Below are 14,785 nucleotides of genomic sequence, written 5' to 3' on the forward strand. Positions count from 1 at the left end.
TCCGTCGAGGGTGAGCCCGGCGGCGGGCGCCGCGTGCAGGATCGGGGTGCGGCGACGGGAGGAACCATGCGGACCCTGCTCAACATCATCTGGCTCCTGCTGTGCGGGATCTGGCTCGCGATCGGCTACGTGATCGCCGGGATCGTCTGCTGCATCCTGATCGTGACGATCCCGTTCGGCCTGGCGTCGTTCCGGATCGCCGACTTCTCGCTGTGGCCCTTCGGCCGCGAGCTGGTCCGCCGGGCCGACGCGGGCGCGCCCTCGGTCATCGGCAACGTCATCTGGATCGTCTTCGCCGGCTGGTGGCTGGCCCTCGCGCACCTCGTCACCGCGGTCGCGCTGGCCATCACGATCATCGGGATCCCGCTGGCCCTGGCGAACCTCAAGCTCATCCCGGTGTCGCTGGTCCCGCTGGGCCGGGTGATCGTCGACAGCCGGTCCGTGGCCGCCTCGTCCTGACGGTCGTCAGCGCGGCGGGGCCGCGGCGTCGCCGAGCGCGGGCCCGAGGTCGCCGCCGATGTGCGCGACCCGCGGCGCGAGCGACCGCTGGAGCGCGCCGGCCTTGCCCGCGTCGGTCTGGGCGGCGGCGATCGCCTGCGTCACCCGGGAGGCGCCGATGATCTTCGCGCCCTGGTTGACGCCCTCGGCCACGGCGCTCGCCCCGAGGATGATGCCCATCCACATGATCAGCTGGCTCCGGAGGTCGCTGCCGCCGAGGAAGCCCGACGGCGCCGTCGCCAGCCCGATGATGAGGATGACGATCGGCAGCGACGCGGCCACCCGCAGCGTGTCGAAGACGACGATGCCCACGATGAACGACGCGAGGGCGATCCCGCCGATGGCCAGGGTGAACTTCAGCTCGGGCGAGTAGGGCACCACGGCGAAGAACGCCGAGGCCAGCAGCCAGTCGAGCAGCAGGACGTAGGCGACGACGCACACCGCGGTCACGCGGCCCACCCGCCGCCGGCCGACCGCGAGCAGGGACAGCGACAGGCCGAAGACCGCGATCCCGGCGAACAGCCATCCGAAGTGCGGTGACATCGCCCCGACCGGGGCCTCGGGCAGGCTGTAGACGGTCACCCAGTACGTGAGGGCGACGAACACGGCGAGGGCCGTCCGCCCGCTCGGGAACGTGACGCCGGCGCCGGGGCGCTTGTCGTCCCCACCGCCCTGCCCGCCCGCGCCGTCGTCCGGAGCCGCGTCGGGAACCACGACCGGCGCAGGGTCAGCCGCTCCCGGGGCTGCTGTGGGCCGGTCGACCTGCGGCGCTGCTCCCGTCATCGCTCCCCCTGAGCATGGGACGGCAGGACTGCTGACACGCTCGCGGAGTGCAGCGGAGGTGTTACCCGGAGCGCATCCGCTCGGTACGGTCGGGCGATGGCTGACCTGGGCTCGACGGCGAAGGCCGGGGCGGGCGCGCGGGAGGTCGCCGCGCGGATGGCCGAGGCCGCGGCCGCGTGGCTGGACCTCCTCGATCCCGCGCAGCGGGCCACCGCGACCGGTGCCGCCCCCACCGCGCAGGAGGAGACCGACGCCGAGCGGAGGCGCTGGTTCTACACCCCCACCGACCACGGCGGCCTGACGATGCACGAGCAGCGGCCCGCGCAGCAGCGGGCCGCGATGAAGCTCGTCGCGTCCGGCCTGTCCACCCCGGCCTACGTCACCGTCGCGACGGTGATGGGCCTGGAGAACGTGCTCGACCACACCGAGGGGTTCGTCGCGCGGTTCGACCGCGAGCGCGGCCGCGACCCGGGGATGTACTACCTGCGCGTGTTCGGCGACCCGGCCGGCCCGGGACCGTGGGGGTGGCGCTTCGGCGGCCACCACGTCTCGCTGAACAACCTGGTCGTCGGCGGCGCGCTCGTCGCCTGCACGCCGTGCTTCCTCGGCGCCGACCCGGCCCGTTCCGCCCTGCTCGGCGGCGCCGAGCAGCGCCCGCTCGCCCGCGTGGAGGACCTGGCGCGGGAGCTGGTCCGGTCCTTGCGCCCCGAGCTCGCGGCCCGGGCGACCCTGCTACCGCGGGCGCCGTCGGACATCGTGGCGGGCAACCGCACGCGGGTCGTCGAGGGCGACCGGGTGATTCCGCTCGCCGGCATCTGGCGCGGCCGCTTCGCCGACGCCGGGGAGCAGCAGCGCCTGCAGGCGATGAGCGACGCCATCGACGAGGCGAGCGGGCTCGACGGCGCCGACCACGAGGCCGTCGCGATCACCACCGCGCCGAAGGGCGTCCCCGGGGCCGAGCTCGACGCCGGGCAGCGCGAACTGCTCCGCGCCCTGCTCGGGACCTACCTCGACCGGGTCCCCGCCGAGGTCACGCCGCTCGCGCGGTACGACGACGACCGGGCCCTCGACGAGGTGCACGTCGCCTGGGCGGGGCCCACCGCGCCCGGCGAGCCGCACTACTACCGGCTGCAGGGGCCACGCCTGCTGGTCGAGTGGGACAACACCCAGCGCGGGGCCAACCACGCCCACTCGGTGTGGCGCGACCCGACCACCGACTTCGGCATCGACGTCCTCGCCGCGCACCGGGCCCGGCACCACTCCTGAGCCGCTAGCGGGCGGAGCCGGACGTGACGATCACGGTCGAGCCGCTCACCGTCACCCCGACCTCGGACGACGCGCTCGCCGAGGCCCAGGGGGTGCCGAAGGCGTCGACGTCGAACTCGACGTCGACGTGCCGGGCGCCGCCGTCCACCGGGACCTCCAGGCACAGGTCCGCCTTGTTCTCCCGGCCGAAGTGGTGGCCGACGTCGAACTCCCACGCCTGGTCCGGGTGCAGGACCGCGCCGACGGCCGGTCGGCTCTCCCATTCGCCCGATTCGTACGCCACGATCGCGAGGTCGCGGTCGGCGACGAGGTTGAGGATCCGGAAGCGGCGCGGGTAGCAGGTGTCGTCGAGGGAGTTCTCGGGCGGGGCCAGGGTGGGGGTGGTCATGGCGGGTGTCCTTCGCTGCGCTGGGGCCGGGCGACCGGGCGGTCGGCGACCCCTCGACGGTCCCGCCGACGCCGGCCCCGCCCCATCCGCCGGCCGCCCGATCGGGCGCACGAGCTGCCCGTCGGTCGATCGGTGGACACGGGCCTAACGCCGCGGGCCCCGGACGCGAGCGGACGGGCGAGCACCCCGGCCCGGAGCGGAGGCAGGAATGACGAGCGAGCACGACATCCCCCGCACGCTGTCCCGCATCGCGTCCGACTCCCCGTCCGCGGTCCTCGAGGGAGCGCGGCGCCGGGCCGACGAGCTCGCCCACCTCGGCGCCTTCCTCGCCCTGGCCGACGGGGAGGGGGCCGGCGGCGCCGGGCCGCTGGCCGGCGTACCGGTCGCCGTGAAGGACAACATCGACACCGCGGACCTGCCCACCACCGCTGCCACCGCGGCCCTCGCGGACTCCCGGCCCGGCCGGGACCACGTCGTCGTCGCCCGGCTGCGCGCGGCCGGCGCGGTCGTCGTGGGCAAGACGAACCTGCACGAGCTCGCCTTCGGCATCACCTGCAACAACGCGCACTCCGGCCCGGTGCGCAACCCGTACGACCCCGGCCGGATCGCCGGCGGCTCCTCGGGCGGGTCGGCGGTGGCCGTCGCGACGGGGATCGTGCCGGTCGCGCTGGGCAGCGACACCGGCGGGTCGATGCGCGTGCCCGCCGCGCACTGCGGCGTCGTCGGCTTCCGGCCCACGGTCGGCCGCTGGGGCTCCGGGCAGGTGGTGCCGCTGTCCTCGACCCGCGACACCGTCGGGGTGTTCGCCGGCACCGTCGCCGACGTCGCGCTCGTCGACCGGGTGGTCACCGGCGCCGCTTCGGAGGACGTCGAGCCGGACCGGCGGCTCCGGTTGGGCATCCCCCGGACGGGCTTCTGGGACGACCTCGATCCCGACGTCGCCCGGTGCGGTGCGGAGGTCCTCGACCGGCTCGCCGACGCCGGCGTCGAGCTCGTCGAGGTCGACTTCGCCGCCGCCCACGAGCTCGACGCGCGCTGCGGGTTCCCGATCGTGCTGTACGAGGTGGTCCGGGACCTGCCCCACTACCTGGCGACGCTGCCCGGGCGGGAGCGCGACCTGAGCCTGGACGACGTCGTCGGGCAGGTCGCCTCACCCGACGTGCGGGCGATCCTGGAGGGCGCGATGGCCGACCCGGTCCCGGACGGCGCCTACCGCGACGCCCTCGCCGTGCGCGAGGACCTGCGCGAGGCCTACGCGCAGGCGCTGCGCGGAGCGGACGGGGAGCGGCTCGACGCCCTCGTCTACCCGACGGTGCCGCTGCCGCCCGCGCCGCTCGGTCACGACGCGACCACGCCGCACAACGGCCGGGACGTCCCGACCTTCCTCACCAACGTCCGCAACACCGCACCCGGCTCCGCGGCGGGCATGCCGGCGATCTCGCTGCCGGCCGGACGGTCGACGAGCGGCCTGCCGATCGGGATCTCCCTCGAGGCCCTCGCCGGCGAGGACGCGGCGCTCCTCGCCGCAGCGCAGCGGGTCGAGGACGCGCTGGGAGTCGGGGAGGCACTGGGGGTCGAGGCGGCACTGCGCGGGGCCGAGCGGGCCCGGCCCGCGGGCTGATGCGCCCGCCGGCCCGGCCCGGGCACCTCGGGCGCTTCGGACGCCTCGGGCGCCTCGGACGCCTCAGTCCCGCAGCCCCCGCATCCTGTGCCGCAGCGCGAGGGCCGCGCGGTCGCGCAGCTCGTCGGCCGCCTTGATCCCGGTCTGGACGAACGGGACGAGGTCCCGGATCAGGTCCAGGACCGCGGTCGTGACGTCCTCCGGCCGCGGTGACCGCGAGAGCCACGTACCCGGTACCACCGCCACACCGTCCACCCCCTGGATCCGGTCCTCCCCTTGCAGTCAAACCGAGGAGCGGCCGACACGCCAGGGCCCGGCGGCGTCTCGTCCGGTGTCCGGCGTCAGTCGGGTCGGCGCCGTCGCACGCCGGACGCACGAAAAGGTCCACCGAGGGCGGATGACCTGCCACACTGGACGTTCGACGAGAGCCGCGGAGGCCGCCCGGTGAACACCACGCGCGCCCACGGCACCGCCCTGCAGCGGCTCGCCGTCGCCCTGCTCGGCGCCGTCACGCCCGAGGCGATCGGGCAGGTCGCGGTCACCGTCTCGGTCCAGCTGCTGGGCGCCGACGCCGGCGTCCTCTACGACCGCACCGACGCCCGCACGCTGACCTCGCTGTTCAGCATGGGCTGGCCCGCCGAGCTCGAGGCGCCGTACCGGCGGCTGGAGCTGCACCGGGGACGCCCGCTGTCCGACGCCGTGCTCGACCGCACCCCGGTGTGGCTCGAGGGCGCCGAGCAGTGGCGGGCGCGCTACCCGGAGATGGCACCGATCGGCACCGCGGGCAACCGGGAGGCCTCCGCGTGCCTGCCGCTGCGGGTCGAGGACCGCGACCTCGGCGCGATCGTGTTCAGCTTCGACACCCCGCACGCCTTCCTGCCCGACGAACGGGCCTACCTCGAGGCGGTCGCCGCCCTGTGCGCGCAGGCCCTCGACCGCGCCCGGCTGCTCGTGGTCGAGCAGCGCGCCCGGGCCGACGCCGAGCGGGAGCGCGACCGCATGGAGGTCCTCGCGCACACGGCGGGCCTGATGGAGGAGCCGTTGTCGGTCGAGGAGCGCCTCCAGCGGCTGGCCGACCTGATGGTCCCCGACCTGGCCGACTGGTGCGCCGTGCACCTCGTGCGCGGGAACGAGGTGGAGCAGGTCGCCGTCGCGCACGACGACCCCGCCCGGCTCGACTTCGTGCTGCGGCTGCAGGAGCGCTACCCGCCGGACCCGTCCGCGCGGAGCGGCGCGTTCGAGGTGAGCCGCAGCGGCACGCCCGCCTTCCTCCCCGAGATCCCCGACGAGCTCCTCGTCGCCGGGGCCGTCGACGAGGAGCACCTGGAGCTGATCCGGTCGATCGGCATGCGCTCGGCGGTGGTGGTGCCGCTGCTGGTGCGCGGGCACAGCCTCGGGGCGCTGACCCTCGTGCACGCCGAGTCCGGGCGGCGGTTCGACGAGCTCGATCTCGCCTTCGTCCAGCGCGTCGCGGCCACCGCGGCCGTCGCGCTCGACAACGCGCGGCTCTACCAGCAGCAACGGCGGATCGCGCACACCCTGCAGGCGGCGCTGCTGCCGACGGTCCTGCCCGACGCGCCGGGGCTGCGGCTGGCCGCCCGCTACCGGCCGCAGACCGACGAGCGCACGGACGTCCAGGTCGGCGGCGACGTCTACGACGTGGTGGCCACCCCGGAGCCGGGCCGGTGGGCCGCGGTGGTGGCGGACGTCTGCGGCAAGGGCCCCGACGCCGCCGCGCTCACCGCCCTGATCCGGCACACCCTGCGGGCCGAGGTCGCGCACGGCCTCGGCCCGGTCGACGCGCTCCGGCGGCTCAACGCCGCGATGCTGCGCGAGGCCCGCGCCGACGGCCGGTTCGCCACCGTCGCGCACGCCCGGATCGCCGTCGAGCCCGCGGGCGGGGCCACGGTGACGCTGGTCGGGGCCGGTCACCCGCCGGCGCTGGTGCGCCGCGCGGACGCCGTCGAGCTCGTCCCGCTGTCCGGGACGCTGCTCGGCGTCTTCCCCGATCCGGTGCTGCGCGAGACCACGCTGCGGCTGGACCCGGGGGACATACTGGTGCTGTACACCGACGGTGTGACGGAGGCCCGAGGGGTGGACGGCTTCTACGGCGTGGAACGCCTGACCGCGGTCGCCGGCGCGCCCGGCCCGTGGGACGCCGCCGCGCTCGCCGACGCGCTGCTCACGGACGTCGTGACCTTCCAGCAGGGCGTGCTGCGGGACGACGTGGCGCTGCTCGTCGTCGAGGTGGCCCCGTGAACCCCGTCCCGGACGAGCGGGAGCCGGGGGTCCCCGCCGTCGCCGAGGTGGTCCTCCACGGCGAGCTCGACATCGCCACCCTCGACCACGCGATGCACCGGGTCGAGGAGGCCGAGCGGGACCGGCCCCGGCTGCTGGTCGTGGACCTCTCGCAGCTGGAGTTCGTCGACTCGTCGGGCGTGCGGCTGGTGCTGCTCGCCCGGGAGCGCGCCCGCGCCGAGGGGCGGCGGGTCGCGGTGCGGCTGGGCACCGGTCCCGCGCTGCGCGTGTTCCAGGCCCTCGGCCTGGTGGAGAAGCTCGACGTGCTCCCGCCGCCTCCCGTCGGCGAGACCGCGCCCGGCGCACGGACCTGACCGCCACGGCCCGGCGCAGGGCGCCGGACCACCACCCCGGGGAGCACCGATGACGTCGCCACCGGCGGGCAACACGCGGTCGCTGGAGGCGGACATCGTCCGGGACCTCCGGACGACGACCTCCTACCGCTCCTACCTGTGCCTCGACCGGCTGCTCGACGCGCAGCACCCGTTGAGCGACCCGCCGCACCACGACGAGATGTTGTTCATCATCCAGCACCAGACCTCGGAGCTGTGGCTCAAACTCGTCCTGCACGAGCTGCGCGCCGCGATGCGCAACATCGCGGCGGACGACCTGGCCCTCGCCCTCAAGCAGCTCGCCCGGATCAAGCACGTGCAGCGCACGCTCACCGACCAGTGGTCCGTGCTGGCCACCCTGACCCCCGCCGAGTACGCCGAGTTCCGGCCGGTGCTCGGCCCGTCGTCGGGCTTCCAGTCCCACCAGTACCGCGCGGTGGAGTTCGCGCTCGGCAACAAGAACGTCGAGATCATCGAGGTGTTCGCGCACGACCCGGACGCCCGCGCGCTGCTGCAGGAGCTGCTCGAGGCGCCCAGCCTCTACGACGAGTTCCTCCGCTACCTCGCCCGGCGGGGGCACGCGGTCCCCGTGCACCTGCTCGAGCGCGACGTCCGCCGCGCGCACACCTTCGACGAAGGCCTGGTCGAGGTGTTCCGGCAGGTCTACGAGGCGCCGCACGACCACTGGGCCGAGTACGAGACGTGCGAGGAGCTGGTCGACATCGAGGAGAACTTCCAGCTCTGGCGCTTCCGCCACCTCAAGACCGTCGAGCGGACGATCGGGTTCAAGCGGGGCACGGGCGGGTCGAGCGGGGTCGCGTTCCTGCGGGAGGCCCTGTCGCTGACCTTCTTCCCGGAGCTCTACGCCGTCCGCACCGAGATCGGCCGGTGAGGCGCGTGGCCCCGGTGACGGACGTCCACACCCACTACGTCCCGCGGGGCTGGCCCGACCTGCCCGGCACCGGCCCACGGCCGTCGCTGCGGGTCGACGGCCCCGCCACCGCGACGATCCTGCTCGGCGAGCGCCCGTTCCGCGCGATCACGGACTCGGCCTGGAACGCCGACGTGCGGCTGGCCCACATGGACGCCCACGGCGTGGACCGGCAGGTCCTCTCCCCCACGCCGGTGTTCTTCTCCTACGACCAGGAGGCCGGCGCCGCGGCCGGCACCGCCGCGGTGTTCAACGACCTCGCGCTGGAGATCGCCGCCGGCGCACCGGGCCGGCTGATGCCCTTCTGCCAGGTCCCGCTGCAGGACACGGACGCGGCGTGCCGCGAGCTGGACCGGGCCGTGGCGGCCGGGCACGTGGGCGTCGAGATCGGCAACCACGTCGGCGACCGCGACCTCGACGACGCCGGCGTCGTGACGTTCCTGCAGCACGCCGCCGCCCTCGGCGTCCCGGTGTTCGTGCACCCCTGGGACATGCCGGAGTCGCCGCGGACCGCCCGGTGGATGGCGCAGTGGCTGGTCGGGATGCCCGCCGAGACCCACCTGTCGCTGCTGGCGCTGGTGCTGGGCGGGGTGTTCGACCGGATCGGCCCGGAGCTGCGGATCTGCTTCGCCCACGGCGGCGGCTCGTTCCCCTTCTGGATCGGCCGGACGGACAACGCCTGGCGGGAGCGGCACGACGTCGTCGGCACCTCGACGCTGCCGCCCTCGGGCTACCTCGACCGGTTCCTCGTCGACTCGGTGGTGTTCGACGAGCGGGCGCTGCGGCTGCTGGTCGACACCCTCGGCGCCGAGCGGGTCCTGCTCGGCACCGACTACCCGTACCCGCTCGGCGAGCAGGCGCCCGGGTCGCTGATCCGCGGCGCCTCCTTCCTCACCGCGGACCAGCGGGACCTCCTGCTGGGCGGCAACGCCGAGGAGTTCCTCGGCCGGCCGGCACGCGAGGGGGCGGGATGAGCACCGTCGTGCGCCCGGTGGACGAGGCGCACGCGCACCACCTCGACGCCGTCGACCCGCTGCCCCCGCGGCGGGCCGACTTCCACGTGCCGCCGGCCACCGGCGGCGCCTTCACCGAGACCGCCTACCTGGCCGGCAACTCGCTCGGGCTCCAGCCGCGCGGCACCCGGGCGGCGGTCGAGCAGGAGCTGGCCGACTGGGCGCGGCTCGGGGTCGAGGGCCACCTCGAGGCCGGGCGGCCGTGGAAGCCGTACCACGAGTTCCTGCGCGACCCCGCCGCCCGGCTCGTCGGCGCCCTGCCCGCCGAGACCGTCGTGATGAACTCGCTGACCGTCGACCTGCACCTGATGATGATCAGCTTCTACCGGCCGACCCCGGAGCGGTACGCGATCGTCGTCGAGGACACCACGTTCCCCTCGGACTCCTACGCCGTGCAGAGCCAGGCCCGGCTGCACGGGCTCGACCCCGGCCGGGCGGTCGTCCGGCTCCGCCCGCGGCCGGGCGAGGACTGCCTGCGCACCGGGGACGTGCTGGCGTTCCTGCGCCGCGAGGGCCACCGGGTCGCGCTGGTGCTGCTCGGCGGCGTCAACTACCTGACCGGCGAGCTGATGGACATCCCCGCGATCACCGCCGCCGGCCGGGCGGCGGGCGCCGTCGTGGGCTGGGACCTGGCGCACGCGGTCGGCAACGTCCCGCTGCGGCTGCACGACTGGGGCGTCGACTGGGCCGCGTGGTGCCACTACAAGTACGTCAACGCCGGGCCGGGCGCGGTCGCCGGGTGCTTCGTGCACGAGCGGCACCTCACGGACCGGAGCCTGCCGAAGCTGCAGGGCTGGTGGAGCACCGATCCCGCGACCCGCTTCGCCATGGGCCCCGACGTCGATCCCGTCGACACGGCGGACTCGTGGCAGCTGTCCAACCCGCCGATCCTCGCGATGGCACCGGTCCTGGTCTCCCTGCGCCTGTTCGACGAGGTCGGGATCGCGGCCCTGCGGGAACGCAGCATCCGGCTCACCGGCTACCTCGCCGACCTGCTGGCCACGGTCTGCGCGGACCTGCCCGCGCGGGTGATCACGCCCGCCGACCCGCAGCGCCGGGGGTGCCAGCTGTCGGTGCGCGTCGCGGGGACCACCGCCGCGGAGGTCTGCGCGCGGCTGCGCCACGAGCACGGGGTGGTCGCCGACGCCCGTCCGCCCGACGTCGTCCGCTTCGCGCCGGTCCCGCTCTACTGCACCCACCACGACGCCTGGCGGGCCGCGACCGCGCTGGCCGCCGTCCTGTCGTCCGGAACCCTGTCGTACAGAACCCTGTCGTCCGGAGTCCCGTCGACCGGCCCCGGGGAGCGGCGTGATGCCTGATCCGACCTGGGCGGGCGCGCCCGTCGAACGGGTCGCCGTGGTGGGGGCCGGGCTGGCCGGCTGCCTGCTCGCGGCCCTGCTCGGCCGGCGCGGCATCGCCGTCGACCTCTACGAGCGGCGCGCGGACCCGCGCACCGCCGGGGCGGAGCGCGGCCGCTCGATCAACCTCGCGATCTCCGCCCGCGGGCTCGACGCGCTCGACCGGGTCGGGCTCGCGGACCAGGCGCTGGCCGAGGCCCTCCCGATGCGGGGCCGGACACTGCACCCGGTCCGCGGCGCGCTGGGCTTCCAGTCCTACTCCGCGGACGGCACCCGGGCGATCAACTCGATCGGCCGGGCCCGGCTCAACCACGCCCTGCTGGACTGCGCCGAGAAGACCGCCGACGTGACGCTCCACTTCGAGCACCGGCTGACCGCCGTCGACGCGGACACCGGCACGCTGACCTTCGCCGAGGGCGGCACCCGGCAGGCCGACGTCGTGATCGGGGCCGACGGCGCCTGGTCGGCCGTCCGCCGGTCGCTGCAGTTCAGCGAGGGGTTCGACTTCCGGCAGGACTTCCTCCCGCACGGGTACAAGGAGCTGGAGATCCCGCCCACCCCGGGCGGGGACTTCGCGCTCGACCCCGGCTCGCTGCACATCTGGCCGCGCGGGTCGTCGATGATGATCGCGCTGCCGAACACCGACCGCTCCTTCACCTGCACCCTGTTCTGGCCGAAGGCGGGGCCGGGCGGGTTCGCCGCGCTCGACACCCCCGAGGCGGTCACCGCGTACTTCGCCGCGCAGTACCCCGACGCCGTGCCGCTGATGCCGCGGCTGGTCGAGGACTTCCTGCGCAACCCGGTCGGCTCGCTGGTCACGATCCGCTGCGCGCCGTGGGTGCGGGGCCGGGTGGCGCTGCTCGGCGACGCGGCGCACGCCATCGTCCCGTTCTTCGGGCAGGGCGCGAACTGCGCGTTCGAGGACTGCGTGGAGCTCGACCGCTGCCTCGACGCGGCCGGCGGGGACCTCGCCCGCGCGCTGCCGCGGTACCAGGAGCGGCGCAAGGCCAACGCCGAGGCGATCGCGGACATGGCCCTGGAGAACTTCGTCGAGATGAGCGACCGGGTGAACTCGCCGGTGTTCCGCTGGACCGCGCGGGCCCGGCACGCGCTGGAGCGGGCCGTGCCCGGGTACGTGTCCCGCTACGAGCTCGTCTCCTTCACGACGGTGCCCTACTCCGAGATCGACGGCCGCATCCGCCGGCAGGACCGGATCGCCGGCGCGGTCGCCCTGGGCGCAGCCACCGGCGCGGCCGCTGCCGCGGCCACGCTCAGGAGGGTGCGGTCATGAGCGACGACGCCTACCTGGTCCCGGGCCGGGCCCGCCCCCGCGGCCGGTTCCCGCACGCCCGCCGCGCCGGCGACCTCATCTACGTCTCCGGTACGAGCAGCCGCCTCCCGGACGGCACGTTCGCGGGCGCCGAGGCGGACGAGCTCGGCACCACGACGCTGGACATCCGCGTCCAGACCCGCGCCGTGATCGAGAACGTCCGCGAGATCCTCGTGGCCGCCGGCGCCGGGCTGGAGGACCTCGTCTCGGTCACGAGCTACCTGGTGAACATGAACGACTTCGGCGGCTACAACGAGGTCTACGCCGAGTACTTCGACGAGTCCGGCCCCGCGCGCACGACGGTCGCCGTGCACCAGCTCCCCCATCCCCACCTGCTGATCGAGATCTCCGCCGTGGCGTACCGCCCCGAACGGGGGCCCGTCCAGAGAGAGGACACATGACCGAGATCAGCGAGCCCGTCCGGTTCGACGGCTGGATCGACGAGCACCGCCACCTGCTGCGGCCGCCGGTGGGCAACAAGCAGCTGCACGAGGGGGCCGAGGACCTGATCGTGATGGTCGTCGGCGGGCCCAACCAGCGCCAGGACTACCACGTCGACCCCTACGAGGAGTGGTTCTTCCAGATCAAGGGCGACATCCACGTCCACCTGGTCACGGACGAGGGCCCGCGCACGGTGCACATCCGGGAGGGCGAGTCGTGGCTGCTCCCGGCCGGGGTCCCGCACTCACCGCAGCGGCCGCAGGAGGGCTCGATCGGACTCGTCGTCGAGCAGGTCCGCAAGGCCGGGACGCTCGAGAAGTTCCAGTGGTACGCCCACACCGCCGGCTCGGCGACCCTCGTGCACGAGGTCGAGCTGCAGGTCAGCGACATCCGCGCGGACCTGCCGCCGGTGTTCGCCGAGTTCTACGAGAAGACGCTGCCCACGCTGACCGACGCCGACGGCGCGCCCCTGTCCCGGGAGGCGCTCTCCCCGGCAAGGTGAGCAGAGCCGCACCGATGAGCAGGTTCGATCGACGCCGGGCGGGGAAGACCCGGAGGGCAGTACGGCCGGAGGGTTCCGGCCGAGTTGTTGAGACGACAGCAACTGGAGCAGGCCCCATGCTGGAACAGAGCAGTGCGACGACCCGACCGGCGATCCCGGACCTCCCCTCCGGACCCCGCTTCACGGTGACGGCCAACGCCGGGGAGTGGCGGCTCGCGGCGGCGCCCGGTGCGGACCCACCGTCGTCGGACCAGGTCGGCACACTCCTCGGGGAGTGGCTGCGGGCCCTCGACTGGCCGCGGACGCAGACCGCGCTCGTCCTCAAGGCCGTGGCGAGGGCCGTCGACGCGCTGGACCCGGGCCGGGACGCCCTCGTCCCCGGGTCCGCCCCCGACGGGCTGCGGATCGGGACGACCGCGATCTCCACGCACCGGACGCGGCGGCTGCGGATCGTCGTCGCCGGCGGCGGCGCGGTGCCGGCCGGACCGGACCTGTCGCCGCTGCACGAGCTGGTGGACGAGGTCGTGGCCGGGCCGGACGGGACGCTCACCATGCTCAGCCGCGTGGTCCCGCGGTGGTGACCCGCCGGCCCTGAGGCGCCGGGATTGATCCGCCGCGTCACCGGGGGTCGAGCGCCATCACGCGAACGGCGGCACCGCCGAGGTAATCCCCGCATGATCACGTGCGAGCAGGGCGGTGTGATCCCGTGGCTGGCCGACACCTCGATCGCGCTGCTCACCGCGGCGATCTTCCTTGCGCTGTACCTGGCGGCGGGCGTCATCCTCCTGGTGCTGTACCTGCTTCGCCGTGCCGGGCGCGCCGACGCGGTGGGCCCGCTGAGCCCGGGGTTGCTCTCCCCGCTGGGGCTCATCTTCGGGCTCCTGGTCGGGTTCCTCGTGGCCGACGTGTGGTCCGACCGCGACAAGGCCGCGGCCGCCGTGAGCCAGGAGGCCAGCGCCCTGCGTGACGTCGACCTGCTGACCGGCGCGTTCCCCGCCGAGCAGCCGCGGATCCGGCAGCTGTTGCGCGAGCAGATCGACGGCTACGTCGCCACCGAGTGGCCGGAGATGAGCGGTGGACGGGCCACGCTGAACCTCGCCCCCGCGCTGCTCGTCGAGGTGCAGGGCATCGTGCTGGGCCTGCCCGTGCAGACGGAGGGCCAGCGCGTGGCCCAGGACCGCCTCGAGACCTCGATCGACCGGGCGCTTGAGGCCCGCCGCACCCGCCTGGTCCTGAGCACGTCGTCGATCGACCCCCTGCGGCTGACGGCGCTGTACCTCGTGGCCGTGACGACGCTCGCCGCCATGGCCTGCGTCCAGGCCGACCGGCTGCGCAGGGCGGCGACGGCCCTGGCGCTCCTCGCCACCGCCATGGCCATCGCCCTGACGCTCCTGGTCGCCCAGGGGGCGCCGTTCACCGGCTACTTCGCGATCGACCCCGATCTCCTGATCCAGGTGCGCCCGTAGGGCGGACCGCTCCTCCAGATGTGCGGGACCCGGCGTCGGCACGCAGCACGACAGGGGCCCGACCACCCTGCTCTCGATCGTCGCCGGTTTAGTCCCCTGGATCGTCTTCTCCCCCACCTTCATGACGATCAACCGGACCCTCTCGGCGGTGTGGGGCGTCGCGCTCGTGGTGATGGGCGCCGCCGCGGTGGTGGTCGCCGCGCTCGACGCGCAGGCCGACGGGACCGACAGCCAGTACCTGCTGGACCTGCTGCTCAACTGGGTCGCCCCAATCGTGGCGATCGTGGTCGCGGTCCGCTTCACGGCGCGCTACCCGGACAAGGTCACCGGCAGGGTCGCCGACACCGCCACTTGAGCCACGCCGGGGGACGAACACCCCCGGGCACCGGGACCTTGGTCGCTGGTCGGCGGACCGCTCCCGCCGGAGGCTCCCGCGGAGGACCGACACCTCGGCGAACCGGGAGGAGTTTCAATGACCGTGTCAAGCCGCGTTGGCTGCGGGGGCCGGTGCCTCGGTGGTGAAGCGGCGGTTGTCACGGAGCAGCGCCCAGACGAGGT

The 14,785-nt window shown here is 74.7% G+C and carries 17 protein-coding genes; 14 read left to right on the forward strand and 3 right to left on the reverse strand.

Translation table 11 applies throughout. The features are described from left to right. Positions 1-66 precede the first annotated feature (66 nt). Complete coding sequence (locus PKE99_RS35345) at positions 67-459, forward strand: YccF domain-containing protein (protein WP_037053777.1); 393 nt, start codon at positions 67-69, stop codon at positions 457-459. A 6-nt stretch (positions 460-465) separates the two neighbouring features. Here PKE99_RS35345 and PKE99_RS35350 read toward each other — a convergent pair whose 3' ends face one another. Further along, positions 466-1,212: a hypothetical protein gene (locus tag PKE99_RS35350; protein ID WP_037053776.1), complete on the reverse strand. Its 747-nt coding sequence runs from the start codon at positions 1,210-1,212 to the stop codon at positions 466-468. Positions 1,213-1,377: 165 nt separating this feature from the next. Between PKE99_RS35350 and PKE99_RS35355 the strand changes: the two genes are divergently transcribed. Next, positions 1,378-2,547, forward strand: coding sequence for a DUF3500 domain-containing protein (locus PKE99_RS35355; RefSeq protein ID WP_051738318.1), 1,170 nt, complete (start codon positions 1,378-1,380; stop codon positions 2,545-2,547). Between the two features lie 4 nt (positions 2,548-2,551). On the opposite strand, the gene PKE99_RS35360 is transcribed toward PKE99_RS35355, so the two are convergent. Next, positions 2,552-2,935 (reverse strand): hypothetical protein, encoded by a 384-nt coding sequence (locus PKE99_RS35360; protein ID WP_037053774.1) that lies wholly within the window; start codon positions 2,933-2,935, stop codon positions 2,552-2,554. A 208-nt stretch (positions 2,936-3,143) separates the two neighbouring features. Here PKE99_RS35360 and PKE99_RS35365 point away from each other — a divergent pair, with 208 nt between their 5' ends. Next, a complete protein-coding gene (locus tag PKE99_RS35365) occupies positions 3,144-4,556 on the forward strand; it encodes an amidase family protein (protein ID WP_063739902.1) in 1,413 nt (470 codons plus the stop codon). 63 nt (positions 4,557-4,619) lie between these two features. Here PKE99_RS35365 and PKE99_RS35370 read toward each other — a convergent pair whose 3' ends face one another. Then, a complete protein-coding gene (locus PKE99_RS35370) occupies positions 4,620-4,802 on the reverse strand; it encodes a hypothetical protein (RefSeq protein WP_156068084.1) in 183 nt (60 codons plus the stop codon). A gap of 198 nt (positions 4,803-5,000) precedes the next feature. Between PKE99_RS35370 and PKE99_RS35375 the strand changes: the two genes are divergently transcribed. The 11 genes from PKE99_RS35375 to PKE99_RS35425 all read left to right on the forward strand — a co-directional run bounded on the left by PKE99_RS35375 (position 5,001) and on the right by PKE99_RS35425 (position 14,582). Next, positions 5,001-6,815: a SpoIIE family protein phosphatase gene (locus PKE99_RS35375; protein WP_051738317.1), complete on the forward strand. Its 1,815-nt coding sequence runs from the start codon at positions 5,001-5,003 to the stop codon at positions 6,813-6,815. Then, positions 6,812-7,168, forward strand: a complete 357-nt coding sequence (locus PKE99_RS35380) for an STAS domain-containing protein (RefSeq protein ID WP_051738316.1) — start codon at positions 6,812-6,814, stop codon at positions 7,166-7,168. Before PKE99_RS35375 ends, PKE99_RS35380 begins: the two co-directional genes overlap by 4 nt. A gap of 49 nt (positions 7,169-7,217) precedes the next feature. Then, positions 7,218-8,078: a tryptophan 2,3-dioxygenase gene (locus tag PKE99_RS35385; protein ID WP_037053763.1), complete on the forward strand. Its 861-nt coding sequence runs from the start codon at positions 7,218-7,220 to the stop codon at positions 8,076-8,078. 5 nt (positions 8,079-8,083) lie between these two features. Continuing rightward, positions 8,084-9,091 carry an amidohydrolase family protein gene (locus PKE99_RS35390; protein ID WP_037053760.1) on the forward strand — a complete coding sequence of 336 codons (1,008 nt, stop codon included), beginning with the start codon at positions 8,084-8,086 and terminating at the stop codon, positions 9,089-9,091. Next, a complete protein-coding gene (gene kynU / locus PKE99_RS35395; protein WP_081924736.1) occupies positions 9,088-10,449 on the forward strand; it encodes a kynureninase in 1,362 nt (453 codons plus the stop codon). The genes PKE99_RS35390 and kynU overlap by 4 nt, the downstream gene beginning before the upstream one ends. Further along, entirely contained in the window at positions 10,442-11,779 is a 1,338-nt protein-coding gene (locus PKE99_RS35400) for an FAD-dependent oxidoreductase (protein WP_037053757.1), read from the forward strand. The genes kynU and PKE99_RS35400 overlap by 8 nt, the downstream gene beginning before the upstream one ends. Then, positions 11,776-12,219, forward strand: a complete 444-nt coding sequence (locus PKE99_RS35405) for a RidA family protein (RefSeq protein WP_037053755.1) — start codon at positions 11,776-11,778, stop codon at positions 12,217-12,219. The genes PKE99_RS35400 and PKE99_RS35405 overlap by 4 nt, the downstream gene beginning before the upstream one ends. Continuing rightward, positions 12,216-12,761 carry a 3-hydroxyanthranilate 3,4-dioxygenase gene (gene nbaC, locus PKE99_RS35410; RefSeq protein WP_063739901.1) on the forward strand — a complete coding sequence of 182 codons (546 nt, stop codon included), beginning with the start codon at positions 12,216-12,218 and terminating at the stop codon, positions 12,759-12,761. The genes PKE99_RS35405 and nbaC overlap by 4 nt, the downstream gene beginning before the upstream one ends. 116 nt (positions 12,762-12,877) lie before the next feature. Continuing rightward, the gene (locus tag PKE99_RS35415; protein ID WP_037053753.1) at positions 12,878-13,342 is read left to right on the forward strand and encodes a hypothetical protein; all 465 of its coding nucleotides are present in this window, start codon (positions 12,878-12,880) and stop codon (positions 13,340-13,342) included. Between the two features lie 93 nt (positions 13,343-13,435). Further along, positions 13,436-14,227, forward strand: coding sequence for a bestrophin-like domain (locus PKE99_RS35420; protein ID WP_051738315.1), 792 nt, complete (start codon positions 13,436-13,438; stop codon positions 14,225-14,227). Positions 14,228-14,348: 121 nt separating this feature from the next. After that, positions 14,349-14,582 (forward strand): hypothetical protein, encoded by a 234-nt coding sequence (locus tag PKE99_RS35425; protein ID WP_051738314.1) that lies wholly within the window; start codon positions 14,349-14,351, stop codon positions 14,580-14,582. The last annotated feature ends 203 nt before the right edge of the window (positions 14,583-14,785 follow it).

The organism is Pseudonocardia halophobica (genome assembly GCF_027922425.1).
GTDB lineage: Bacteria > Actinomycetota > Actinomycetes > Mycobacteriales > Pseudonocardiaceae > Pseudonocardia > Pseudonocardia halophobica.